General features: G+C 51.9%; 22 protein-coding genes. 11 read left to right on the top strand and 11 right to left on the bottom strand.

All coding sequences use genetic code 11. The features are described 5' to 3' along the window. Positions 1-7: 7 nt before the first annotated feature. The 10 genes from SPM24T3_RS17445 to SPM24T3_RS17400 all read right to left on the bottom strand — a co-directional run bounded on the left by SPM24T3_RS17445 (position 8) and on the right by SPM24T3_RS17400 (position 11,419). On the bottom strand, positions 8-1,240 hold the full coding sequence (locus SPM24T3_RS17445; RefSeq protein ID WP_009638117.1) for a mechanosensitive ion channel family protein: 1,233 nt from the start codon (positions 1,238-1,240) through the stop codon (positions 8-10). A gap of 186 nt (positions 1,241-1,426) precedes the next feature. Then, positions 1,427-2,704, bottom strand: a complete 1,278-nt coding sequence (locus SPM24T3_RS17440) for an OprD family outer membrane porin (protein ID WP_009638116.1) — start codon at positions 2,702-2,704, stop codon at positions 1,427-1,429. 300 nt (positions 2,705-3,004) lie between these two features. Continuing rightward, positions 3,005-4,153: an acetylornithine deacetylase gene (gene argE / locus SPM24T3_RS17435; RefSeq protein ID WP_009638115.1), complete on the bottom strand. Its 1,149-nt coding sequence runs from the start codon at positions 4,151-4,153 to the stop codon at positions 3,005-3,007. Beyond that, positions 4,146-4,820, bottom strand: coding sequence for a DUF1028 domain-containing protein (locus SPM24T3_RS17430; protein WP_009638114.1), 675 nt, complete (start codon positions 4,818-4,820; stop codon positions 4,146-4,148). Before SPM24T3_RS17430 ends, argE begins: the two co-directional genes overlap by 8 nt. After that, positions 4,817-5,251 (bottom strand): RidA family protein, encoded by a 435-nt coding sequence (locus SPM24T3_RS17425; protein ID WP_009638113.1) that lies wholly within the window; start codon positions 5,249-5,251, stop codon positions 4,817-4,819. Before SPM24T3_RS17425 ends, SPM24T3_RS17430 begins: the two co-directional genes overlap by 4 nt. Positions 5,252-5,275: 24 nt before the next feature. Further along, positions 5,276-6,550, bottom strand: coding sequence for an NAD(P)/FAD-dependent oxidoreductase (locus tag SPM24T3_RS17420; RefSeq protein ID WP_009638112.1), 1,275 nt, complete (start codon positions 6,548-6,550; stop codon positions 5,276-5,278). A 232-nt stretch (positions 6,551-6,782) separates the two neighbouring features. Then, positions 6,783-7,772, bottom strand: a complete 990-nt coding sequence (locus tag SPM24T3_RS17415) for an isopenicillin N synthase family oxygenase (protein ID WP_009638111.1) — start codon at positions 7,770-7,772, stop codon at positions 6,783-6,785. Between the two features lie 29 nt (positions 7,773-7,801). Next, entirely contained in the window at positions 7,802-9,220 is a 1,419-nt protein-coding gene (locus tag SPM24T3_RS17410) for an amidohydrolase family protein (RefSeq protein WP_009638110.1), read from the bottom strand. Positions 9,221-9,230: 10 nt separating this feature from the next. Next, positions 9,231-10,220 carry an ABC transporter substrate-binding protein gene (locus tag SPM24T3_RS17405; RefSeq protein ID WP_009638109.1) on the bottom strand — a complete coding sequence of 330 codons (990 nt, stop codon included), beginning with the start codon at positions 10,218-10,220 and terminating at the stop codon, positions 9,231-9,233. Between the two features lie 263 nt (positions 10,221-10,483). Continuing rightward, complete coding sequence (locus tag SPM24T3_RS17400) at positions 10,484-11,419, bottom strand: LysR family transcriptional regulator (protein WP_009638108.1); 936 nt, start codon at positions 11,417-11,419, stop codon at positions 10,484-10,486. A gap of 178 nt (positions 11,420-11,597) precedes the next feature. Between SPM24T3_RS17400 and SPM24T3_RS17395 the strand changes: the two genes are divergently transcribed. The 11 genes from SPM24T3_RS17395 to SPM24T3_RS17345 all read left to right on the top strand — a co-directional run bounded on the left by SPM24T3_RS17395 (position 11,598) and on the right by SPM24T3_RS17345 (position 22,985). Beyond that, positions 11,598-12,566, top strand: coding sequence for a PDR/VanB family oxidoreductase (locus SPM24T3_RS17395; RefSeq protein WP_009638107.1), 969 nt, complete (start codon positions 11,598-11,600; stop codon positions 12,564-12,566). Then, a complete protein-coding gene (locus SPM24T3_RS17390) occupies positions 12,566-13,867 on the top strand; it encodes an amidohydrolase family protein (protein ID WP_009638106.1) in 1,302 nt (433 codons plus the stop codon). The genes SPM24T3_RS17395 and SPM24T3_RS17390 overlap by 1 nt, the downstream gene beginning before the upstream one ends. After that, the gene (locus tag SPM24T3_RS17385) at positions 13,857-14,318 is read left to right on the top strand and encodes a RidA family protein (protein WP_009638105.1); all 462 of its coding nucleotides are present in this window, start codon (positions 13,857-13,859) and stop codon (positions 14,316-14,318) included. The genes SPM24T3_RS17390 and SPM24T3_RS17385 overlap by 11 nt, the downstream gene beginning before the upstream one ends. Before the next feature lie 24 nt (positions 14,319-14,342). Further along, entirely contained in the window at positions 14,343-15,221 is an 879-nt protein-coding gene (locus tag SPM24T3_RS17380) for a creatininase family protein (RefSeq protein ID WP_009638104.1), read from the top strand. Positions 15,222-15,234: 13 nt separating this feature from the next. Then, a complete protein-coding gene (locus SPM24T3_RS17375; protein WP_009638103.1) occupies positions 15,235-16,218 on the top strand; it encodes an ABC transporter substrate-binding protein in 984 nt (327 codons plus the stop codon). Next, complete coding sequence (locus SPM24T3_RS17370; protein ID WP_009638102.1) at positions 16,215-17,042, top strand: ABC transporter ATP-binding protein; 828 nt, start codon at positions 16,215-16,217, stop codon at positions 17,040-17,042. The genes SPM24T3_RS17375 and SPM24T3_RS17370 overlap by 4 nt, the downstream gene beginning before the upstream one ends. Positions 17,043-17,046: 4 nt before the next feature. Further along, positions 17,047-17,862 carry an ABC transporter permease gene (locus tag SPM24T3_RS17365; protein ID WP_009638101.1) on the top strand — a complete coding sequence of 272 codons (816 nt, stop codon included), beginning with the start codon at positions 17,047-17,049 and terminating at the stop codon, positions 17,860-17,862. 45 nt (positions 17,863-17,907) lie between these two features. After that, the gene (locus tag SPM24T3_RS17360) at positions 17,908-19,311 is read left to right on the top strand and encodes an FAD-binding oxidoreductase (RefSeq protein ID WP_009638100.1); all 1,404 of its coding nucleotides are present in this window, start codon (positions 17,908-17,910) and stop codon (positions 19,309-19,311) included. Between the two features lie 128 nt (positions 19,312-19,439). Further along, positions 19,440-20,732 (top strand): hypothetical protein, encoded by a 1,293-nt coding sequence (locus SPM24T3_RS17355; RefSeq protein ID WP_009638099.1) that lies wholly within the window; start codon positions 19,440-19,442, stop codon positions 20,730-20,732. Positions 20,733-21,202: 470 nt separating this feature from the next. Further along, positions 21,203-22,486 carry a hypothetical protein gene (locus SPM24T3_RS17350; RefSeq protein WP_009638098.1) on the top strand — a complete coding sequence of 428 codons (1,284 nt, stop codon included), beginning with the start codon at positions 21,203-21,205 and terminating at the stop codon, positions 22,484-22,486. 58 nt (positions 22,487-22,544) lie between these two features. After that, positions 22,545-22,985: a GNAT family N-acetyltransferase gene (locus SPM24T3_RS17345; protein WP_009638097.1), complete on the top strand. Its 441-nt coding sequence runs from the start codon at positions 22,545-22,547 to the stop codon at positions 22,983-22,985. Positions 22,986-23,067: 82 nt separating this feature from the next. On the opposite strand, the gene SPM24T3_RS17340 is transcribed toward SPM24T3_RS17345, so the two are convergent. Further along, positions 23,068-23,706 carry an aldolase gene (locus SPM24T3_RS17340; RefSeq protein ID WP_009638096.1) on the bottom strand — a complete coding sequence of 213 codons (639 nt, stop codon included), beginning with the start codon at positions 23,704-23,706 and terminating at the stop codon, positions 23,068-23,070. Between the last annotated feature and the right edge of the window lie 11 nt (positions 23,707-23,717).

Here is a 23,717-nt window from a genome sequence, read left to right as displayed (position 1 = left end):
TCCGGCGCTATACCGCTCGCTTTCTGCTCTGTGGCCAGGTATTACTCACATCAATACCCGACGGCTTCTGATATATCCCCAGTTTGAAATACCCCGCAGTGGCATACATAAACTCAAAAATATCCGACTGCGTTTCTTCATATTCCGCCCAAAAAACGTTAGACGTAAAACAGTAAATCTCAATCGGCAAACCTTCCGCAGTTGGGCTCAACTGGCGCACGATTACGTACATATCATTGCGGATATCTTCACGCTGTTTCAGATAATCAAGAATATAGCCACGGAACAGCCCAAGGTTAGTCAGGCCATGATCAATAAGCTGCTGGTTTGAGCCAGTCCCCACCCGCTGCTCAAGATACTTGGCCATGCTGGTTATTTTTCCGCTTTCTGTAGACTCTAAACTTTCCAGCAATTCTCTAGAGGCAAAGGCAATACTCGACTGGTCGATAAATATACTGCGCTTGATTCGGCGACCGCCGGACTCAAACATCGGTTGCCAGTTAGTATAGGTCTCGGTAATAAAATTCTTGGTCGGCACCTGTGATAGCGTATTGTCCCAATTGCGCACACTCACTGAATGCAAGGCAATATCGGTCACTTCACCACTAATATTTCCCGCAGGCATATCAATCCAATCACCTAATTGAACCACGTGAGATGACGATACCTGGATATTAGCTACCAGCGAAATGAGCGTGTGCTGAAATACCAGCATCAGCACGGCGGCCACGGCACCTAGGCTTGAAATAATAATCCCTGGCGATTTATCCGACAGCGTGGCAATTACCAGAATAGTGGCAATGGAAGAGACAACAATCTTGCCGATTTGCACATAGCCTTTAATAGACCCGGCTTTTGCGCCATGTCTTCTGGTGTAGGCATTGATGGTGGTATCCAGCAATTCGTTAATCAGCATCGTAATATTAATAATAAACAAAACGCCGCAAATGGTTCGAATCGCTTCAACCAATGGATTAGGCAATCCATTGATCAGCTGCAACATAAAATAGATGGTCACTACTGGCACCACGTTTGCCAGACGTCGGCTAATTCGTTGTTCTTTAACGTGATCGGTTTGTTTATGAGAATGAAGAATAAAGCGACGAACAATGCCTCGCAGGAAAACTTTGCACACCAGCGATGAAATAAAGCCGGCAATTAACATCAACAGAACGGAGACTAAAGAGAAGGCAATCTGGTTGGCGTAAATCCAGTTCCAAAGGTTTAAAACTTCCTGCATGCTAAAATCCTGTCATCTACACTATGATGCAGTTGATCATGAAGGATTATGACTATTTTTCTGTACGAAAGATGGGATCCTGCAGCAAATCGGCAGTTATTCCTGCTGTTAATCAGCAATAACTGCCCGTAATTACCTGCCAGGGCAAGCACTGAGGGGGTGCTCACCCGAAATGGGCAGAATCAATTAGAAAATCGACAACGGGTATTCTACGAATACGCGAACTTCATTACCGCCGACATTATATGAGGATGCATCGGCAGAAACGCGCAGAATAGAGTAGCGCAGTTTGATTTTCAGGTTTTTGGCAACACCAGATGGCACTTTATATTGGATCTGGTTAAACAACTCATGCTCGTGACCGTTATTGGTTTCTGCGGTTTCAATGTTATCCGCCGTCACGTAAGCCACGTCGTAGGTCAAACCTGGCAGACCGACTTTACCAAGGTCAGCGGAGTAGGCCAACTGAATCGAACGCTCGCCTTTACCGTTGAAATCTGACCAGTAGGAGTTGGAGACATAAATGGAGTTGCCGCCGTCACCCACGCCGCCATTTTTGCCATAACCACCGTAGTTATAACCGGTGCTGCCGGTGCTTTGCTGGTAAGCAATTTTAAAGGTGTGCATTCCCGCAACGTAGCTGGTCGCAAAGCTCCAGATATCATTGTGGCGACCAGTGTCCTGGCTTTCGGCATAGCCTTTGTTAAGGTGAGAGTTATAGCCGTTGAAATCAAAAATCAGAGAATGCTCAGGAGCCAAAGGTTGGGTATAAGTCATGCCCAGATATTGTTTGCTGAGAACACTTTCAACGTTTGAGGCGTAAATCGAGCCGCTTAAACGATCGTTGAACTGGTAGCTAGCGCCGCCAAAGGTCAGAGCATGCAGCCCGCTGTTGTACTTGTTGCTGCTTTTCTGCTGCTCGGCGGTGAAATGACCGGCAGTAACATCAAGCCCGTCGATTTCCTGCGAGTCGAGCATGACACCCGTGTAAGTCTCATCCAGCAGGCGAGAGCTGTCAGCATTAAGAATTGGCAATACAGGAGCTTGCGTACCGTAGCTTAGAACGGTTTTTGATACGCGCATTTTGGCTCTGCCGCCAATTTTCTCGAGATCATTTTTGGACTGGCCGTCCTGATTCTGCGAGAAGAAATCGATACCCGCGCCGCCGCCCTGCCCCCAACCACCGTCGAGGCGAACCGCATATTGTCCCAGCGCGTCAAAACCAAAACCTACCGGACCCTGAGTAAAGCCTGAGGTAAAGTTGAGGATTGCAGCCTGACCCCACTCATCCCGAGTCTCGGTATTTCCACGGTAATTGCGATCAATAAAGGCATTGCGGAACAAAAGGTCAAGATGACTGTCTGCTATAAAGCCGTTGTTGCTAGCCTGTGAGGGTGTAGTGTCGGCGTAGGCAGACTGCGCACAAAGCGCTGCCAAAAGCGTTAATGGCAAAATTTTTTTCACGGTAAATTAACCCTGTCTTATTGGTATAAAAGCGATTTGTTATATAAATGTATAAAAAGCCAATCTGGAAACCCCTTTTTCCAGAGGCCAAGCATACCTTATTTGCAATTATGACAAAATTAATTTGCGCATTAAACGGGCATCTAAAAGGAAATAAATCTCTTTTAAGCAATTATTGACAAGCATTTTTGGCAGGAGCAAAAATTAAACTGAGTGATTAATCAGCAATGAATTAATCAATAATAAAAACTGATTAGAGAATATAATTCATTTTAGTGAGTAACTATTTAACCGATTTTTCTACGCTTTCATCCATGCACATAAATTATCCAACATGAATATACAGCTTTCTAATTGTTCAATGCTGACGAATTCATCCGGTTTATGCCCTTGCTCCATACTTCCCGGACCACAGACCAGTGTCGCGACGCCAGCCTCGTCAAAAAGTCCACCTTCCGTGCCAAAAGCCACAGTAGAAAACGCGCCACTGCCGCACCACTGTGCCAGCCACTGTGCGAAATCAGACTGAGGATCGGTCAATAATCCGGGATATCCGCTCAAGGGCTGAAAACTGATATCGCAATCCTGCGCGCGAAGCTTCATCTCTGGCAATAATTTTTCCTCAGCGTACTGCTGCAACTCGCTAACCACCGAATCTACTTGCGAATCAGGAAGATGACGAATTTCGAAATCAAACTGGCAGTCCTGCGGCACAATATTTAGCGCCGTGCCGCCGCAAAGAGTTCCCACCTGCAAAGTACTGAAAGAGGGATCAAAGCGGCTGTCCTGCTGTTCGCTCAGCGCCTCACCCAGTTCCGACAGTTTATTAACCAGTTTGGCTGCATAGGCAATCGCGTTAACCCCCAACGGCGCATAAGCCGAATGACAGGCGTGGCCTTTAACATGACAACGCATCGCCAGCTTGCCTTTATGCCCATACACCGGCTGCATGCCGGTGGGCTCGCCGACAATACACATTGCTGGCCGCTCTGCCGAGGCCTTGAGATGTTCAACCAGACTGCGGACGCCGAGGCATCCGACCTCTTCATCATAAGAGAACGCCAGATACAGCGGCATACGTAAAGGCTGGGCGATAAAACCGGGGACCGCTGCCAATACGCAAGCCAGAAAACCCTTCATATCTGCGGTGCCACGGCCATAGTAACGCCCTTGGTGCTCGGTGAGCGCAAAGGCCGGATAGGCCCAGCGCTGGCCGTCAACCGGCACCACGTCGGTATGGCCAGAGAGCATAACCCCGCCGTTTCCTGCCGGTCCGATGCGGGCAAAAAGATTCGCTTTTGCACCCGTTTGATCGTGAAAAAGCTGTGTCTCGATGCCAAAACTCGCTAGGTATTTCTGGATGAAATCAATCAGCTCGAGGTTGGATTCGCGGCTTGTGGTGTCAAACTTTAGCAGCGAATCCAGCAACCCACGCACCCGGTTATTCATCACCCGGCACGCCATAGCTCGGCGCCTCGCGAGGATCCAGCGCACGGGTAATATATGCCTGCATCTGCGGTTCATAGGCTTGCCACAGCGCGCAAAGTTCGGTGATAGGATCCTGCTCGGTCCAGTCAACCCGCAGATCGACAATCGGCCAGCTGTGACTGCCAACGATCTTCATCGCCGCCGAATGCACCGGCCCGGCTTCACCGCCGGCAACTACGGCTGCCTGCATCGCCGCCAGTAATCGATTGGCCAGTTGCCCCGTAGCACCTTCAAAGGCCGTCACCATGGCACTGATTACTGCTTTGTCAGCCAACATATTCCCCGCGGCGACACAGTCTTTGCCCTGCACCGCGTGGTTCAGTCCCAGCGTTTTTTCACCGCTGAATACCGCACTTTCACCGTGAACATTGATCGCCGTAAGCTGTCGATACTCACTAAACACATTACCCGCCAGCGCCTTTTCAAGCGCCTGCGGGGGATTCGTACCAAGGCTGAGTTCGCTTAGAACAAACTGGCCCAGCGCGGGTAAAGTAATGTTCTGGCTCGATACAGCTCCGACGCCGGGCTGCAGCCAGGGGCATCGCGCCCCCACGGCAATGCTTGAGGAACTAAGGGCAATCCCCAACTGCCCGGTTTCGGGGCAGCGGGCGGCGATAGAAAAAGTCATTCAGCCCCCCTGGCGACATAATCATCGGGGATCACCGCGATAATATCGATTTCCATCAGCCACTGTGGCTGGCCCAGCGCCGAAACCACCAGACCCGTTGAAATCGGGAATACGCCTTTCAGCCATTTGCCCACTTCCTGATATACCGGCTCGCGATAGCGCGGGTCGATAAGATAGGTCGTGGTTTTGACGATATGCGACAGCTCGCTACCGGCTTCTTCAAGCAGCTGTTTGGCATTTTTCATCGCCTGCTCGGCCTGCGCGCGCGGATCCCCCAATCCAATCAGATTGCCTTCAAAATCGGTTCCGACCTGCCCACGCACGTACACAGTATTGCCTGCGCGAACGGCCTGGCAAAGATCGTTATCCAGCGTCTGATTCGGATAGGTTTCTTTGGTATTAAACATGCGAATACGAGTATGTGTTGGCATCGATTTATTCCTGCTGTTGATGAATCATTTCAAAGAGCCAGAGTCTGCTGCGCGATATTCACTGTACTGACGCTGGATAGCGATTTGGTCGGCAATGAATTTCGCGTCGTGCCATACGCCCCAGATAAAGGTCGATCCGCGACGTGACAACCACGGCAGCCCGAGGAAATAAACGCCCGCTTCGCTGGAAACACCGCGCTGGTGCTTAGGTTTGTTATTTTCATCAAACGCGTTGACCTTGAGCCAGCTGTAATCCGCCACATAGCCTGTCGCCCAGATAATCGAGGTAACGCCGGCAGCGACCAGATCAAGCTGAAGGGTGGGATGGGTCATGCATGCAGGGTCAGCGATAAAATGTCGCGCTTCAGGTTCTTCAGGAAGTTCAAGGCCATTGCGGGCGATATAGGCATCGGCGGCGTCGAGCAATGAGAGGTAATTTTCATCACCGCGATTAACGTTATCACTGAGATCTGACTGGAAAGTTACCACGTCATTTTGGAAATCTTTGGTTAATCCCACCAAATTTACACCCTGATTGGCCAGACGGCGGAAATCAACAGTGTGACCGCCGCGCGCGCCGCTGACGGCAATAGTCACGTGCTCTCTGCCCGGCTGGCTGGCGGCAACGTCCCACAGGCCCAGTACGCCGAGCCACCAGCAGAAATCACGGTTGCGATAGGCGCGTGGCGGGCGATCATGAGGCCCCACGGAAAGATAGACTTTTTTGCCCGCCCGTTGCAGTTCATCGGCAATCTGCACGCCAGAAGATCCTGCTCCGACCACCAGCACGCCGCCTTCGGGCAACTGTTGTGGATTATGGTAATTGGCCGAGTGAATCTGATGCAGGCTGCTTTGTTGCGGAGCGATTGGTGGGATCACCGGGCGCTGGAACGGACCCGTGGCTGCCACCACGCGCAGGGCTTCGATCACGCCCTCGGAGGTTTCAACCCTAAACCCCACACGGCCCAGGTTACGTTCAACCTTTTTGACTTCAACTCCCGTGCGGATCGGCGCATTAAATTTGTCAGCATAATCAGCGAAATACTCGGCAACCTGATCTTTCGGCACGAAGCCGTCAGGGCCGGTGTCTTTGAATTCCATGCCCGGAAAACGATCGTGCCAGGCGGGTCCGTTGGCGACCAGAGAATCCCAGCGGCCGCTGATCCAGGCTTCGGCGATACGATTTTTTTCCAAAACCAGATGCGGGATACCGAGCCGAGTCAAGTGCTCACTCATCGCGACTCCGGCCTGCCCTGCACCGACCACCAACGTATCAATTTTTGTTATTTCGTCTGTCATGTCTGCGTCCTGTGAATGGCGTGAGTGAGATAACTTTCACCCGCTTGTAGGATTCAAGACTATTGAACAGACCAGAGATGGTAAAATATTATAAATCTTCTGACTGAGCATAAAATTATGATGCTCTCACGGTGGGAAGCCGCTTGACCTGATTGAACATTACCTGCACCTAGCTGCAAAAACACAGCCTCAAAGGCTGTGTTTTATATATTCAGCAAACTAAATCCGACCTTTATCCTTTGGCAAAATTCGCCTGAATACGCTGTTGCAAATAATCCGCTGCGCTAATAGCGGGGTATTTAGCCTGCGGGCCAAGAATTTCGACGTCTTTGTTAGCCTGACAGAAAAATGCCAGACTGTAGCGCGCGCCCTGATATTCCCCCGGCAGCGGGCTGCGGACACGATGGAAGTTCGACGGCAGTTGGTCGTCGCTCCAGCGCATCAGCATGTCGCCGATATTACAGGTGATCACCTCTTCGCGCGGCTCGATACTCGTCCACTGCTGGCTCTCATGGTCTTTACCCGGACAAACCTGCAAACCACCCTGCCCCGGACGCTGGAACAGTAACGTCAGACAGTCAAAATCAGTATGCGCGCCGGCTCGCCACATCCCTTGCTGTGACTGTTCGGTCGCGTAATAGTGCAGCATCCGCAACGTGCTTTGATAAGTCTGCTGATCCGGATTATGCGCCTGCTCGAAGAAAGGCTCGGGGAAGCCCAGTTTAAGCGCGAAACATGAGAGCAGTTTCATACCTAGCTGCCAACACTGTGACTCAAACGTCAACATGGTGCTTTTGAACTCAGGCAACTCCTGCTGGCTCGGCCACAGGCCGTTCATTAAAGGGCGAGTTATCTGGTATGACTCTTTCTGGTCCGGCGTTTTTGTTGAAGGGCGCACCTGCGATTTGTTCTCCCAACCGGCATTGCGCGCCAACGGATATTGCGCCTTCACCTCATTGGGCAGCGCGAAAAATTGCTCGGTCATGCCGAAGGCATTGCGGATATCGGCCAGCTCAATACCGTGATTACTGACCTGGAAAAAGCCTATTTCGACCGCCGCCTGCCACAGTTGGTCGGCAATCTCACTTTTACGATGTTCAAAGTCACTGAGATCGATGCAGCGCACCTCGCGGCTAAAAGTTTCTTCTCCCATCGCGCCCATCCGGGCTTCTTTTTCCAATTCCTGTAAGGCATAACCGTTGTTTTCATTTAGGTTGTTCATAATTTTTATCCTGTTCGAATCCAGTAATTTTAGGCGTTTGCACGCTGCTGTAAGGTACGGACTGCTGCCATCGCGTCACGGCGCATGGTCTCAAGATCGACTCCCGGCACGGTGTCGTCTTCAACGATCGGCCGACCATTGACCATCAGCGCCTTGAGCGAAGCCCGCCCGCCGCAGGCTACCGGCCCAATGGCCATGTCGTGCAGCCCGAAGTAGCGCGGATCGTCGAGGCGATAAACGGCGATATCCGCCTGCATACCGACCTCAATCGTGCCGCTGCGGGGTAATCCAAGGATATTCGCCCCGCCCGCGCTTCCCCAGCGCACCACGTCCTCAATGCTGACGGCATCGCCGCCGCCTTCAAAAGTTCCACCGTCATAGCGCGGCTGCGCCTGCATCCCTTTACGCGCCCGTTGCAACAGCCAGGCCGCATGGGCCTCGCTCTGCATATCTGCCGCTTCGTTTGAAGCCGCGCCGTCAACGCCAAGTGAAACCGGCACACCCGCCAGCTCTAATGCCAACAGATCGGCGATCCCACTTCCCAGCCGCCCGTTGCTTTGCGGACAGTGCGCGATGCCGGTGCCGGTTTTGCCCAAAAGAGTAATTTCTTCCGGTAGCAGTTTTACCAGATGCGCGAACCAGACATCTTCACCCAGCCAGTCGTGCTCGGCACAAAACTGTACCGGCGTCATATTGAACCTGGCCCGTGCCGCATCGAGATAATCGACGGTTTCAGAAAGATGGCTGTGCATACGAATGCCCAAACGCCGCGCCAATGCCGCCATTTCTCGCAGCTGTGAAGGTGGCGCAGAGTGCAGCAGCGTGGTAGGCGCCATCACCACCCGCCTCATCGAGGTTGGCCGCGCGTCGTGATAACGGCTGACCAGACGTTCGATATCGGCCATGTAATGTTCATAACTTTCTGGTCGCAGCGCCAACGGTAGGTTCTGTTCGATAGCCCGCGACTGGGTCGCCCCGCCACGACACAGCACTATGCGCATGCCCAGCGCTTCCCCCTCTTCGAAGATGATTTGCGAAGTGTCGAAAGGCATGTCGGGCCAGTAGAGATAGTTGTGATCGGCCACGGTAGCGCAGCCGGAACGCAGCAGTTCAATCAGGCCAATACGCACCGCCAGACGAAAAGTCGGCTCGTCAAAAGCGGCGCGAAAACGATACGGCGTAGCGCTCAGCCAGGCTGTTAAACTCTGGTTCAGCCCTTGCGGTTCGCCTTTCAGCAGCGATTGAAAAAGGTGATGATGAGTGTTTACCCAGGCTGGATAAATCACGCAATCGCGCGCGTCGATCAATCGTTCATCGGCCAGCGGCGCAAGATGCCCGATGGCCTCGATTACCCCGTCGCGCACACGAATATCGGGTCCTGCACGGCGTGCTTGCTCACCGTGCAAACCAGTAAGGATGGCGTGGGCATTTTTGATTAGCAGTGACATAGCAATCCCCTTAAGGTTCGACGTGCAGATTCTTCACGAATTCAGTGGTGTACGCCTGCTTCCAGTCGGTGTCGGCTTTCAGCAATTTCGCGTTAACCATGAAATCGCGGGTTTTCTGCCAGCGCGCATCGGTCATCGTGCCCCAGCCCTGCGCTGTCGCATCTCCGCCGTCAATCAGGTGGTGCTGTTTGATTTGTGCAACAGCCCAGGCCAAAAGATCGTCTTCCATTTTGGGGTTATCCTTTTTAATCAGCGCGTTACCCGGTGCCGGATTATCAAGATAGCTGACCCAACCTTCCATCGACGCCTTGACGAATTTAGCCATTGCCTCTTTGCGGCTGGCAATCAAGTCATCGCGGGTGATCAGGATGCCGCCATAGGGCGGATAGCCGTGTTCCGAAAACAGGAAAAAGTTGGATTTGACCCCGGCCTTTTTGGCCTGAAACACTTCGGAGCTGACATAGGCCTGCTGAGCGACATTGTCATCGGCGACAAACGGTTGGATATTGAAGGTGTAAGTGCGAGCCTGTGAATCGCTGAGGTGGTATTGCTCTTTCAGCCACGGCCACCAGGTAGATTGCCCGGAACTGGACACCAGAATGGTTTTGCCTTGCAGGCCATTAAGTGAGGTAACTGAAGCGTGCGTCAACAGGCCTTGCGGATCGTATTGGAACGGGGCGGCGATGGCTTTGGCCGGGAATCCGCGCTGCACGGCGTCAAGCAGTTGCAGGTCGTAACCGATTATCACATCGGCGCGTTTTGCCAGCAGCAACTGCATGCCGTTGACCTGCGGCCCGCCGGATTGAAGGGTGACATCCAGCCCGTAACGTTTGTAAATACCCGTGGCTAATGCCTGATAATAGCCCCCTTGTTCAGCCTGCGCGTACCAAGACGTCAACAAAGTGATTTTTTCATCGGCATGAGCGGTCAGGGAAATACTTCCCAGCAACAGCGTGCCTAACGCACAACGCGACAGGGGAAACCCGAAACTCAATTTCATTGCTCCTCTCCTTATCAAAGCCGAAGAGAGGGCAAGCAAATGCGGCTCAGCCTCCCATTCGGCGCAAAGTTTGAATTGCGAAATGGTTGCTGAGCAATGTCCCATGCAGCTGTCTGCACTGACCGCTTCTACTCACTGTGAGTTATACAAAAACGATGCCAACTTGTGGAAAGCCCTATCCATGCGCTTTATGGGTGAATAGCGGCTAAAATACCGCCATTTAATTCTGCAACCTTTGATTCAAAGCAGAGCACAGTGCGCCATTACGGTGCAAAAGATCCAGCATTCAGTCCCTGGGTCTGAATCTGACTAAACAGCATCTCGAGTTGCTTGAGCATCATCGATGCAGCCAAAGAAAGCTGTCGCGCCGGGGCAACACACAGCGACAGGGTAAATGTCTTAAGTTGTGGATCGGTAAGGGGAATAAACGCCAACTCTCCGCTAATCACTTCATCCATGATATCCAGCCAGCAGAGAATACCGATGCCAATCTGCTCTTTAATCAACGAACGAATCATATGGATATTGTTGGAAACGGCGACCTCTTTCACCATCCCGCCGTTAATATTCAGCAACGCCTCGACCGGACCGGACAGCATTAGCGGCGCAGACGGAATAATAAACGGATATTCCAGACACTGATTAAATCTCACCCCGCTTCTTACGGCCAGCGGATGATTTTTAGGGACCACGATGCCCAAATTGATTTCGGCAAATGCCCTGACCTGCAACTCACGCGAGGTTTGTGGATTAAGCATAATGCCAAAGTCGGCATCACCCGACATCAGCGCCTGCTGAATATCGATATTATTCATAGTGGTAAGAGTAAATGAGATGTTGGGATATTCGAGATGCACCTTCTTGAGCATCGACGAAAAGAATTGCCGATTTATCGCGTCAATGGTGGCGATGCGCACGTGCCCGCGCCTTAAACCACGTAAATCGTCAAGCTGCTCGCACACCCTTGAAAAATCTTTTTTCCAGTTATTGGCAGCATGTAACAGCAATTCTCCTGCTGCAGTGAGCTTTAAACCGGTGGGATGACGCTCAAACAACGGCATCGCCAACTCTTTCTCGACGCGCAGAATTTGGCGATCGATTGAAGAAGCCGCGACGTGCAGCGTTTCAGAGGCTTTACGAAATGATCCCTGGCGGGCCACTTCGGTGAAATACAGCAGAAACCGAGAGAATGCGAACATATCCTGAGTGCTCTCTTTTATGCAACGGGTTGTGCGAATCAAAGCGCTGGACGCAACAGTTTTATCACAATAACGTAGTTTTCGTGCGGCGGGAACAATCGTTTCAATGTCCAAAAATTAATCACAGTGAACTTAAGCGGGATCATTCTGCCCCTGCTGGCGAAAACGGTAAAAGATAATGAAAGATCTAGAATTGATTCCGGTTATTGTTAACAAGCTGAGTAATAACGGCTCAGGGAATATTTCATTACAGCTTATCGCCCAAAATGGCGGATATTTACCGACTTATTCTGCAGGCGCTCATATTGACCTTTTCATACCCGAACTCGGTGCGCGGCAATATTCTCTATGCACTGAAAGCAGCGATGGGAAATATTATGAGGTCTGCGTAAAACTGGCTTCACTTTCGTCGGGCGGGTCGCACTATATTCACCAAACTCTGCAACAGGGCGACGTAATAACTATTTCCGCACCGCGCAATCATTTCCCGTTGCCGCAGGCTAAACATTACCTGCTGTTTGCCGGGGGTATTGGCATTACTCCACTGCTCGCCATGGCAGAAGAGATAGCCAGTCAAGATATTGATTTTGAACTTCATTATTATGTTTCCAGCCAAAAGGAAGCTGCCTATATCAGCCGTTGCACAGCCCCTTTGCTGGCCAATAATCTGTTTCTGCATTACAGCGACGCAAACGATTCCCTGCGTCGTAACACCCCGTGCTGTTTAAGCAATCCTCATCAAGACACGGCCATTATCGCCTGTGGGCCAGATGGTTTTATTCAACGCCTGCAGGATATTATGCAAGAATTTCATTGGCAGCCGACGCAATTATCTTTCGAGCGTTTCACCAATGCGAAATTAAGTCATCAAAATGATAATCAATCATTTTATATCCAGCTAAATTCCAGCGGCCAGCGTTTTTTAGTTGGCCCGAGTCAGACTATCGCCGAAGTTTTATTCAGTGCCGGTGCGGATATTATGCTGTCCTGTGAACAGGGTATTTGTGGGTCCTGTATTACCGACGTGATTGACGGCATTCCCGATCATCGCGACTGCGTGTTGACCGAAGAGGAGCGCGAGGAAAATACGCAAATTACCGTATGCTGTTCGCGCTCGAAAAGCCCACTTTTGGTTCTGGATCTATGATGACGATGCCGAACCAAACTGCGCCCATCCCTGAATTCGCTAAACGGCTCAATGGCCTGAGCAATGTGCGACTGCCTCTATGGGCGCTGCCTGCCGACTGGCCGCAGCAGGCCGGCGAGCCAGTCAATGCCGATATCATTTTTAATCAAGGGCTTATTGCGTCACTTAAGCCGAGCAGCTCGCAGCACAGTGATTTATGGGATCTGCAAGGCGCGCTGGCGTTGCCTGCGCTGATCGAGCCACACGCTCATCTGGATAAAACCTTTACCCTGACCCGCAGCCGCCCAGCTGCGCCGGGCCTGCTGGCCGCCATCGAGGCAATGCATCAGGACCGTCAATACTGGACAGCAGAAGATCTCCGCCAACGCGCGGCCAAAGGTGTGACCTGGGCGGCGGCCAATGGCGTCACCCATTTACGTACTCATATCGACTGGTTTGCGGCAACGCCGCCGCTTGCGTGGCTGGAAATGAATAACCTGCAACAGCCGGGCATCACGCTGGAGCGCGTAGCCTTGGCTCCGCTCGGGCTGTTTGCCGACGCCGATAACGCCAATGCTATAGCGCAGGCCGTGGCACAAAGCGGTGAACACAGTCTTCTTGGCGGATTTATCCATTCCTCCAACTGGGACCCTGCGGCGATGAGCAATTTGCTGCACAGCGCAACGCGTTGGCAGTTGGATCTCGATTTACACATTGATGAAGAGCTGTCGCCGCTGGCTAATGGTCTGGTGTGGCTAGCCGACTATCTCAGCCAACACCCATTTCCCGGTCATATCTGCTGTAGCCACGGCTGTGCGCTGGCCTCCGGCAGTGAGCAGCAGTCAAAACAGGTGCTTGAAGTGCTGGCAAAACATCGGGTTACCCTTATCTCACTGCCGATGACCAATTTGCTATTGCAGGATGCAGTGGTCGGCCGCACGCCGCGCCAGCGTGGGATCACCCTGATTAAAGAAGCCCAAACGGCGGGCATTCCAGTATTAATCGGCTGCGATAACGTGCAGGACGCGTTCTGCCCCGCAGGCAGCTATGACCCGCTGGATACTCTGACCTGCATGCTATTTACCGCCCAGCTGGACAGCGTTTTCGACCAGCATTCACGGCTAATTTGCGACCTTTCGGCCCTGACCGGCAAGCTTGCTGCAGTTTCACCGCTGGCACCAGGCAGTCCGGCCAGCCTGGTGATTTTCCCCGGTAGCGACAGCGTTACCTGGCCTCTTAACAGCGCTGCCCGTCTGGTCATTAACCGCGGCAGGCTGACTCATCAACGGACGTGGAAGCAGGAGTTAAGCCATGAGTCTTGAAGCCGGTGCGGGCAAACCGCTCGCCAAATACGCCGCCTGGCGTCGTGCAGGTGATTACATCTTTCTTTCCGGCATTATTCCGGTGAATCCACAGACGGCCACCATCGTGCGCGGCTTTCAGGATATTCCCGCCGAGGCAAGACTGCTGCTCGGTGAAACCGGCGAATTCTCCACCGATGCCAAGCAGGGGCCGATTCTGGCGCAAAGCTGGTACGTGCTCGAAAGTATCCGCCACACCATTGAAGAAGCCGGTGGGCAGATGAGCGACGTAATCAAGCTGGTGCAGTATTTTCGCAATCTCGACCACTTCCCGTATTACAGCCGGGTACGAAAAATGTTTTATCCCGGCCAACCGCCCGTTTCTACCGTGGTGCAGGTCAGTGAAATGCTGCCCAGCGCCGAGGTGTTGATTGAAGTCGAAGCGACAGCATGGCTCCCACAATCCCGGTAAGTCTTTTTTACGATGAGGCACAACATGATTAACGGTTATATTCCCGCCACGCGCTTTCTTCCTTTTCTAAGCTGGACGGCGATTGCGGCCCTGCCAGACAAGGCCAACACCGTGATCGTGTTGCCAACCGGCGCGATTGAACAGCATGGCCCACACCTGCCGTGCTCGGTCGATAGCGTGATTTCATCTGGCGTTACCGGGCACGCCCTCGCCCGTTTACCCGCGGATATCCCGGCCTACGCCATTGCGCCGATTACTTATGGTAAATCAGACGAACACCTGAATTTCCCCGGCACGCTGACCCTGACCGGTGACACGCTGCTGCAAACCATTCTGGAAATTGCCGAATCGCTGTATCGCGCCGGTTTCCGCAAATTACTGATGATCAATGGCCACGGCGGGCAACCACAGGTGCTCCAGATGGCTTCGCGCGAAATGCGCCTGCGCCACGGCGATATGATAATGATCCCCCACGACGTGTTTCGCGTGCCGAATGTCGAAAATCAGTACCTCTCGGCGCAGGAGCAAAAAATGGCGATGCATGCTGGTCACAGCGAGACTGCAGTGATGCTGGCTCTGGCCCCGGAGTGCGTGAAGATGGAGCACGCCGTCGCTAACTATCCGCCGGAATTCCCGTGCCCAACCCTGTCGAGCGGCCGTCCTGCTGCGGCCTGGGCTTCTTACGATTTTGGCCCGAGCGGCGTAATTGGCGACCCCACTGAAGCCACCGCCGAACAGGGACATGCCATTCTGGACTCGCTCGCCGTTAGCTGGGCGCAGGCGATCACTGAAATCCATCACATGGAATGGATGGTGCGCAGCGAACCGACGTGGGGCAAACACCACTGGAACGGTTTTGTGCAATCTACGTTTACTCCTCCTTCCTCTTTGGCCTCTGAATAAAGGAATTTTGGTGATGAAAACATTGCGTACCCCGACCTATACCGCGCTTGCCCTGCTGTTGATTGGCACATCTACCGCCAGTTATGCCGAGGAAAAGTTTACACTGCTGACTAACTGGTATGCGCAGGCCGAACACGGCGGTTTTTACGAGGCACAGGCCAAAGGGCTCTACAAGCAGGCCGGGCTGGATATGACCATAAAAATGGGCGGCCCTCAGGTCAACGTCATGCAGTTGCTGGCTGCCGGTCAGGCCGATTGCACAATTGGTGACAACGGACAGGCGCTGGAAATGTGGCAATCTGGCGTGCATGCAATGACCGTCGCGACAGTATTCCAACATTCGCCAACGGTGTTTATCAGCCACGATAAGGTGACTAAACCTGAAGAGCTCAAGGATAAAACCTTCCTGCTGGCTACCGAAGCCTATACCTCATTCTGGCCGTGGGCCAAGAGCACGCTAGGTTACGGCAATACCAAGATTCGCCCTTACACCTTCAGTGTGCAGCCCTTCCTCGCCGACAACAATCTGGTGCAACAGGGTTACGTGACTTCAGAACCGTTCTCGGTGCAGAAAGGCGGCAAGCCGTTTTACGTCTATCCACTGAGCGACTGGGGTTACCCGCCTTACGGTAATTCGATCATCTGTATGGCAGATACCGTTCAGAAACGTCCTGCGGTGCTGGCAGCCTTTATCAAAGCCTCGATGCAGGGATGGAAAGACTATCTGCAAGATCCGGCTGCGGGCAACGAGCTGATTCGCAAAGATAATCCTCGCATGGGCGCTGACCAGATAGCCTTCGGTATCGCGCAGATGAAAAAATACCAGCTGGTGACCGGCGGTGACGCGCAGACCGGCGGTATCGGCATTATTACCGAGCCTCGCCTGAAAGAAACCTGGGACATGCTGGTCAAGAACAAGCTGATTGATGCCAATAAGGTACCGTTTGATCAGACTTATACCCTGGATCTGGTTAAAGACGCGAAGGTCATGCCATGAACACAGCCCCCAAATTTACGGTGATTGGCGAAGAAAGCCCTGCACCTGCCGCGGCGTCTCCGGCAATTGAGGTGCTATCGGCCGAGAAAATTTACAGCAACGGTACCCGCGCACTGCTGCCGGTCAATCTGACGATTAATCAGGGAGAGTTTGTCACCCTGCTGGGCCCTTCCGGCTGTGGCAAAAGTACGCTATTGAAAATGGTTGCCGGGCTGATTGAGCCTAGCGACGGCAAGCTGATGCTATGGCGACGCGACAGCCGCGAAAAGGCGCAAATCCCGCTGTCATTTGTGTTTCAGGAAGCCACACTGATGCCGTGGAGCAACGTGCAAAGCAATGTCCGCCTGCCGCTGGATTTGGCCGGAGTACCGCGCGCAGAGGCCAATACTCGAGTCAGCGAGGCGTTGGAGCTGGTCGGGCTTGGCAAATTCGCCAAGGTCTTGCCGCGCGAGCTTTCAGGCGGTATGCAAATGCGCGTTTCTATTGCTCGCGGGCTGGTGACACGGCCAAAACTGCTGCTGATGGATGAGCCTTTCGGCGCACTGGATGAAATCACCCGTAACAAACTCGACAGCGATCTGCTGCGATTATGGCGCGAACAGGGGCTAACGGTTGTTTTCGTCACTCACTCGATCCACGAGGCTGTCTTCCTTTCACAGCGGGTGATTATGATGGCAGCACGACCGGGACGGGTGGTAGAAGATATCGCTATTAACGAGCCTTTCCCGCGCGATGACGATTTCCGCGTCAGCCCCACTTTTTCAAGCTATGCCAAGCAGTTACAAGATAGCCTGCTGCAAGCCAGCCAATCGGGTATGGAGTAAAGCCATGAAAACCTCAAACAGTTCGCCGCTGATGAGCAGCCCGAAATTTCGCAAAATTCTCTATCCGACACTGGTTGCGATAGCCATGATCCTGCTGTGGCAGGGCTGGGTCAGCTATTTCAAAATTCCGCAATTTCTCGTGCCATCACCGATGGCGATGCTCGAAAGTCTGTGGACGAATCTGGGCTCATTGATGATGTCGCTGCTCTACACGCTAAAAATTACGCTGATCTCATTTTTGCTGTCGATCATTATCGGCTCGCTGGTGGCCTTCGTACTGGTGCAAAACCGTTTTGTAGAAACCGCGCTGTTTCCTTACATCGTGTTTTTACAGGTCACGCCAATAGTCGCGATTGCGCCCCTGATCATCATTTGGGTCAAAGATACCACCCTGTCGCTAGTCGTATGCTCGACCCTGATGGCGGTGTTTCCGATTATTTCCAATACCACTCAGGGGCTGCGCAGCGTTTCGCCGGGCCTGCTGAGCTATTTCCAGCTCAGTCACGCCAGCCGCCTGCAAATCCTTATCCGCCTGCGCATTCCTTCTGCCCTGCCGTATTTCTTTGGTGCGCTGCGTATTTCCAGTGGCCTGTCTTTGATTGGCGCAGTGGTCGCGGAATTTGTCGCCGGAACCGGTGGCAATAATACCGGGCTGGCCTATCAAATCCTGCAGGCCGGTTACCAGCTGGATATTCCGCTGATGTTTGCCGCCCTGCTGCTGATTTCTCTCACCGGTATCGCGCTGTTTGGGGTGATGTCGTGGATATCCCGCCGTGCGCTGAGCGCCTGGCATGAAAGCGAAGTTGTGCAGTCGCATTAATCGCTCGTCGATAATTTTTCGATAACTTTAGCAGGCAGGATAATGATGGAAAGTGAACAACGTAAGCAGGCGGTGGCGCTGATACAACAGGCACTACCGAGTCTCGAATGGACCTTGCAGTCAGCCAAGGTTAAGCGTCTTTCACGCGATTTTCACTGGTTTAGCCCGGTGTTAAAACGGCAGCTGGAAGATAAACAGGCAGACGCGGTGGTAAAACCGCTCAATCAAGAGCAACTGCGCCAACTGGTTGCCGCCTGCGTAGAACATAAATTACCGCTGATCCTGCGCGGTGGTGCGACCGGCAACTACGGTCAGTTAGTGCCGCTGGAGGGCGGAATTCTGGTGGATATGACCGGCTTTAATCAGGTCTGCGAGTTGGGCGACGGCACGGTGCGCGCTCAGGCCGGTATTCGTCTGGCAGATATTGAAGCCCAGACCCGGCCTTCCGGCTGGGAGCTGCGCTGCATGCCTTCTACCTATCGTCTGGCAAGTCTCGGCGGACTTTACGGCGGCGGTTTCGGCGGCATCGGCTCGATCAATTATGGTCCGCTGGGTGCACCTGGCAACGTGTTGGGTATCAAAGTCATGACCATGGAAGCCGAACCGCGAGTGTTAACCGTTCCGGCTCCACAGGCCTTACTGCTCCATCATGCCTACGGCAGTAACGGCATTGTGCTGGAAGTCGAGCTGGCGTTGGCACCGGCGCATCGCTGGATTGAAAGGCTGGACGTGTTTGACAATTTCACCGACGCGCTGGATTACGCCAATGCGCTGGCCCGATCTCCAGGTCTGGTAAAACGTCAGATTGCGCTATTCGCGGCACCGATCCCGAGCTATTTCAGCCATTTAAACGGGAATTACCGGGCCAGCCAGCATGCGGTAATCAGCGTCGTAGCACAGGAAAGCGAAGGCCTCGGCGACGGGATATTGGCCACATTTAACGGCGAGGCGGCGATTCGCCAGACGGCAGAAGATGCGCGCGAAGCGAATGCTTCATTGATGGAATATTGCTGGAATCACACCACTCTGCATGCGTTAAAAATAGACAACACTTTAACCTATTTGCAAACGGCGTTTGATTATTCCAAATATCGCGAACAAATAATCAGCATGGCGGAATATTTCGGTGACGAAGTGATTTCACATATTGAATTCCTCCGTGACAACGATGGAAATATAACCGCTAGCGGTTTGCAATTAGTACGTTATTCCAGCGATGACCGATTGAACGAAATAATGGAGATATTCCGCAAGAATGAGGTAAAAATAAACAATCCGCATGTTTTTCAAATTGAAGATGGTAAGCAAGGAGTCGTTCGCACGGAGGTAGTTTCAGTAAAAAATGCATTAGATCCTAATGGATTACTTAATCCCGGCAAGCTGCGTGGCTGGGAAATACGTGACCAGCTTGAAATTGATAATGATCCACTCTTATTGACTGAACGATAAAAATAACTATTATCGCCCCGCCCTTTGTTTAGCGAGGTGGCAACCGTTTGCGTCAAATTTGAGAAACACAAACAAATAGGCCGCTTTTAAGGCCCGCAAATGACATTACTTTTGACAGGATGAAATGAATGAAACAACAAAAATTAAGCTTCTCATTGAAGCTGGGCGCGCTATTGGTTTCACAGGCACTGTTTATGGGTCATGCGGCGGCGGCAACAGCCGCGACGTCTGACTGCGACGCTGGCGTTGCCGACTCACTGACCCAAATGTTCACCTGCGGTTCAGTACACGGCAGCCTGCGTGCGCTTGATTACTCGACACATAACGCATATTTCTCAAAAGGTTACAGTCAAGACACCTTCAGTTACGGCGGCACCGTAAAATACACCACCGCAGAATATTATGGCCTGAGCTTTGGTCTCGGTGGCATTTTCCAGCGCGGTATTGATCACAATCAGGATCATTTGGTCTCTGAGCTCGGTTCAAATCAAACCGGCGTCGGTGAAGCCTACATCAAATATCATTATAAAGATTTCAGTATTACTGCCGGTGATCAACGCCTTAGCATTCCATTCCTCGGTGATTACGACTGGCGTATCACTCCAATGCTGTACCGCGCTGTTGATGCCAATTACGGCGATGCCGATAACTTCCTGCACGCCACTAAAGTCACCCGCTTTAAAAACTGGGGTGATCAAGGTTTCCACAGAGACACTGCCTATACCAATGCAGATGGCACTAACGAAGGCATGAAAACCAACGGCATGTGGGCCATCGGCGGCGGTCGCGCAGTCAACTTTGATAATAAAAAGCTGACCGGCCAGCTGTGGTACGAAGACTACAATAATTATACCAAAATGTATTATGCCGACAGCTACCTGTCGTGGACCGATACCCCTTACCAGCCAAAAATTGGTCTGCAAGTTATTCGCGGCCTTAGCTCGGGCAATGCCGTCGCGGGCGAAGTTAACAGCACCACTTACGGCGCACAGTTCGCGATGAACTTTACTCCGTCCCTGCGCTGGTCTCTGAACTGGGATCACATTGCCGCCAGCAATAATGCCTACGGCGACGGCGCACTGGTCACGCCATATGCGCATAATGCTTCATCAGGCCCGTATTTCGCACAACCGTTCTTCACCAGCACTCAGGACTTGGGCAGCGGCAATGCCTACGGCACCGACCTGAACTGGACGGCAACTTCCAGCATTTCTGTCGGTACTCGTTATACCTTTATGGATCTGACTCCTAGCTCTGGCGCGAGCAGCACTAATCAGTCGGAATACCTGATTTACGGCACATACAGCTTTGATGGTGTGCTAAAAGGCCTGAGCGTGACCGATTTTGCCGGCGTGCAAACCACCTCTAACTCAGCTGGAAACTTCTGGCAAAACCGAATCAGTCTGGAATACGACTTCTAACCGGGTCTACAATCCCGGCGTTCAATTCGCCGGGATTTATTTTATTAATTACTGTACGGCAGCCACGATAATATAACGGTACGTAACTTGTAAAAGCACATTATTTAATCAAATAAATAATGAGACAAATAATACCGATATTTCGCAACATCGTGGTAAAAACAAACAATTAATGATGTTCTAAAATCAAGCACGACAAATAAATAAACGTTTATCCCTAAATTGGATCACCTAAATAATTTAAATAAATAACAAATAGTTACATACACCCAGCGTGCTTTTAGACCCTAAATATGTATTCGGTTTAAAATGATAACGATCCGTTCTTATTGACCAAACTATAAAAATATCTATTATGCCCCCGCCCTTTGCTCAATGAGCTGGCAACCGTTTGCGTAAAATTTGAGAGACAAAAGCAAATAGGCCGTTTTATAGCCCGCAAATGACATTACTTTCGACAGGATAAAAGAATGAAACGACAAAAATTATGCTTCTCTTTGAAGCTAGGCGCGCTATTGGTGACGCAAGCCATGTTTATGGGGCATGCGATGGCGGCTACGTCTGACTGTAGCGCGGGTGTTGCTGACTCACTGACGCAAATGTTTACCTGCGGAACGATACACGGCAGCCTGCGTGCGCTTGACTACTCAACGAATAACGCCTATTTCGAAAAAGGTTACAGCCAAGATACCTTTAGCTATGGCGGCACACTAAAATACACCAGTGCCGAGTATTACGGCCTGAGCTTTGCACTTGGCGGCATCTTGCAGCGTGGTATCGACCACAATGAAGATCACCTGGTTGCAGAACTTGGCCCAAATGAAACCGGCGTTGGCGAAGCCTACATTAAATATCATTATAAAGACTTCAGTATTACTGCCGGTGACCAGCGGCTGAATATCCCGTTCCTCGGTGATTACGACTGGCGTATCACCCCGATGCTGTATCGTGCCGTTGACGCCAATTACGGTGACAGTGACAACTTCCTGCACGCCACTAAAGTCACCCGCTACAAGTCATGGGGTGATCAGGGTTTCCACAGAGACACCGAATATACCAATGCTGACGGCACGAATGAAGGCATGAAAACTAACGGTATGTGGGCTATCGGCGGAGGCCGCGCGGTCACCTTTGACAACAAAAAGCTGACCGGCCAGCTGTGGTATCAAGACTATAATAACTATACCAAAATGTATTATGGGGACAGCTTCCTGTCGTGGACCGATAATCCATATCAGCCTAAAATTGGTATGCAGGCGATTCGTGGTCTTAGCTCGGGCAATGCCGTTGCAGGCGAGGTCAACAGCACCACTTACGGCGCGCAATTTACAATAAACTTCACCCCGTCGGTGGTTTGGTCCCTGGGTTGGGATCACATTGCCGCCAGCAATAATGCCTACGGTGATGGAGCCCTGGTCACGCCTTACTCGCACAATGTCTCATCTGGAACGTATTTCGCTCAACCTTACTTCACCAGTACTCAGGACCTGGGCAGCGGCAATGCTTACGGCACTGAAGTAGACTGGGCGGCCACCTCAAATATTTCTGTCGGCGCACGCTATACCTTTATGGACCTGACGCCAGGCAGCGGTGCGAGCAGCACTAACCAGTCAGAATATCTGGCTTATGGTACTTATAGCTTTGGCGGCACGCTTAAAGGCCTAAGCATAACCGAATACGCCGGTGTGCAAACTACCTCAAATTCCGCTGGAAACTTCTGGCAAAGCAACTTAGCTTTAGAATATGATTTTTAAATAGTAGTTAAATCCCGGCGACCGATTCGCCGGGATTTCAATTTGCAAGGAGTTGCCTTTGTCTATCAGGGTCCGCCCCTATCAAGAAGCCGATCGTCCTTTTTTGCGCACCCTATATCTCGCCTCTCGCAAAGCGGCCTGGACCTGGTTGGACAGCAGCGAATGGAGGCTTGAGGATTTTGATCGTGCGGTGATTGGCGAAAAAATCATTGTTGCCGAGCAAAACGAGAAGGTGGTCGGATTTGCTTCGATAGAACTGTATGAGAATTTCCTGCACAACCTGTTTATTGACCCTGAAGCTCAGGGCCAAGGGGTGGGTAGTTATCTGATTGGCGTAGTTGAAAAGAATTTTACCCGCACTGGCGCATTAAAATGCCTGACCCAAAATAAATCAGCGGTGGCTTTTTATCTTCATCGCGGTTGGGAAATTATCTCCAGCGGTGAGAGCTCAACCGGTGAATACTATCTGTTTCACTATAAAGTCCTGCGTAAAAAATAACTCAGACTGATAATTAGGTGCTTTCCCCTCGTTAATAAAGCTGATTTTTTCATGATTTTGCCTTAATCAGCTTGATTTTTTATCACCACTGCGCCCCAAAAACCTGAGCCAATTCGTCAAGGCTGTGTTGTGACAGTGGCAATGGCTTACTCAACTGCATCGCCCACAGGCGCGCTGTTTCCTCTAGCTCCTCAAGGGCAAAACAGGCTTTGGAAACACTGCTTTCCCAAACAACCGGCCCTAGCCTTTCCAGCATGACACCTCGCACCTGATTCGCCAGCGCAGCAACTTGCTCAGCGACTTCCGGAGCCCCCGGACGGCAGTAATCAATCAGCGGAATCTTGCCCACCTTCATGACTTGATAGGGGGTGATCGGCGGCAGAATGCTCTCTTTGCTCCATACTCCTGCCAGCGTTAACGCCACCAGCGCGGTAGAATGGGTGTGCAATACTGCGCCAACTTGAGAGTTGTTGTCGTAAACCTGGCGATGCAGCAGCAAAGTTTTTGAAGGCTTATCACCAGACAGCCATTCACCGCTGCGGCCAACCTTGGCAATGGCGGCCGGGTCCAGCCGCCCGAGGCAGGCATCCGTCGGGGTAATCAGCCAACCATCATCGAGACGAGCACTGATATTTCCCGCGCTACCCACCACGTATCCCCGCTGGTACAGGCTTACACCTGTCTGACAAATTTCTTCACGGATTTTGCTTTCAAGGGACATGATCTTTTCCT

It is taken from the genome of Serratia sp. M24T3, from assembly GCF_000257645.1.
GTDB lineage: Bacteria > Pseudomonadota > Gammaproteobacteria > Enterobacterales > Enterobacteriaceae > Rouxiella.
Note: the sequence above shows the minus strand (reverse complement) of the source record. Positions and strands in the feature narration are given on the sequence as shown.

Coding starts and splice junctions, on each gene's coding strand:
- SPM24T3_RS17445 (WP_009638117.1), bottom strand. CDS start 1,240: ATGCAGGAAGTTTTAAACCTTTGGAACTGGATTTACGCCAACCAGATT.
- argE (WP_009638115.1), bottom strand. CDS start 4,153: ATGAATAACCGGGTGCGTGGGTTGCTGGATTCGCTGCTAAAGTTTGAC.
- SPM24T3_RS17430 (WP_009638114.1), bottom strand. CDS start 4,820: ATGACTTTTTCTATCGCCGCCCGCTGCCCCGAAACCGGGCAGTTGGGG.
- SPM24T3_RS17425 (WP_009638113.1), bottom strand. CDS start 5,251: ATGCCAACACATACTCGTATTCGCATGTTTAATACCAAAGAAACCTAT.
- SPM24T3_RS17420 (WP_009638112.1), bottom strand. CDS start 6,550: ATGACAGACGAAATAACAAAAATTGATACGTTGGTGGTCGGTGCAGGG.
- SPM24T3_RS17415 (WP_009638111.1), bottom strand. CDS start 7,772: ATGAACAACCTAAATGAAAACAACGGTTATGCCTTACAGGAATTGGAA.
- SPM24T3_RS17410 (WP_009638110.1), bottom strand. CDS start 9,220: ATGTCACTGCTAATCAAAAATGCCCACGCCATCCTTACTGGTTTGCAC.
- SPM24T3_RS17405 (WP_009638109.1), bottom strand. CDS start 10,220: ATGAAATTGAGTTTCGGGTTTCCCCTGTCGCGTTGTGCGTTAGGCACG.
- SPM24T3_RS17400 (WP_009638108.1), bottom strand. CDS start 11,419: ATGTTCGCATTCTCTCGGTTTCTGCTGTATTTCACCGAAGTGGCCCGC.
- SPM24T3_RS17395 (WP_009638107.1), top strand. CDS start 11,598: ATGAAAGATCTAGAATTGATTCCGGTTATTGTTAACAAGCTGAGTAAT.
- SPM24T3_RS17390 (WP_009638106.1), top strand. CDS start 12,566: ATGACGATGCCGAACCAAACTGCGCCCATCCCTGAATTCGCTAAACGG.
- SPM24T3_RS17385 (WP_009638105.1), top strand. CDS start 13,857: ATGAGTCTTGAAGCCGGTGCGGGCAAACCGCTCGCCAAATACGCCGCC.
- SPM24T3_RS17380 (WP_009638104.1), top strand. CDS start 14,343: ATGATTAACGGTTATATTCCCGCCACGCGCTTTCTTCCTTTTCTAAGC.
- SPM24T3_RS17375 (WP_009638103.1), top strand. CDS start 15,235: ATGAAAACATTGCGTACCCCGACCTATACCGCGCTTGCCCTGCTGTTG.
- SPM24T3_RS17370 (WP_009638102.1), top strand. CDS start 16,215: ATGAACACAGCCCCCAAATTTACGGTGATTGGCGAAGAAAGCCCTGCA.
- SPM24T3_RS17365 (WP_009638101.1), top strand. CDS start 17,047: ATGAAAACCTCAAACAGTTCGCCGCTGATGAGCAGCCCGAAATTTCGC.
- SPM24T3_RS17360 (WP_009638100.1), top strand. CDS start 17,908: ATGGAAAGTGAACAACGTAAGCAGGCGGTGGCGCTGATACAACAGGCA.
- SPM24T3_RS17355 (WP_009638099.1), top strand. CDS start 19,440: ATGAAACAACAAAAATTAAGCTTCTCATTGAAGCTGGGCGCGCTATTG.
- SPM24T3_RS17350 (WP_009638098.1), top strand. CDS start 21,203: ATGAAACGACAAAAATTATGCTTCTCTTTGAAGCTAGGCGCGCTATTG.
- SPM24T3_RS17340 (WP_009638096.1), bottom strand. CDS start 23,706: ATGTCCCTTGAAAGCAAAATCCGTGAAGAAATTTGTCAGACAGGTGTA.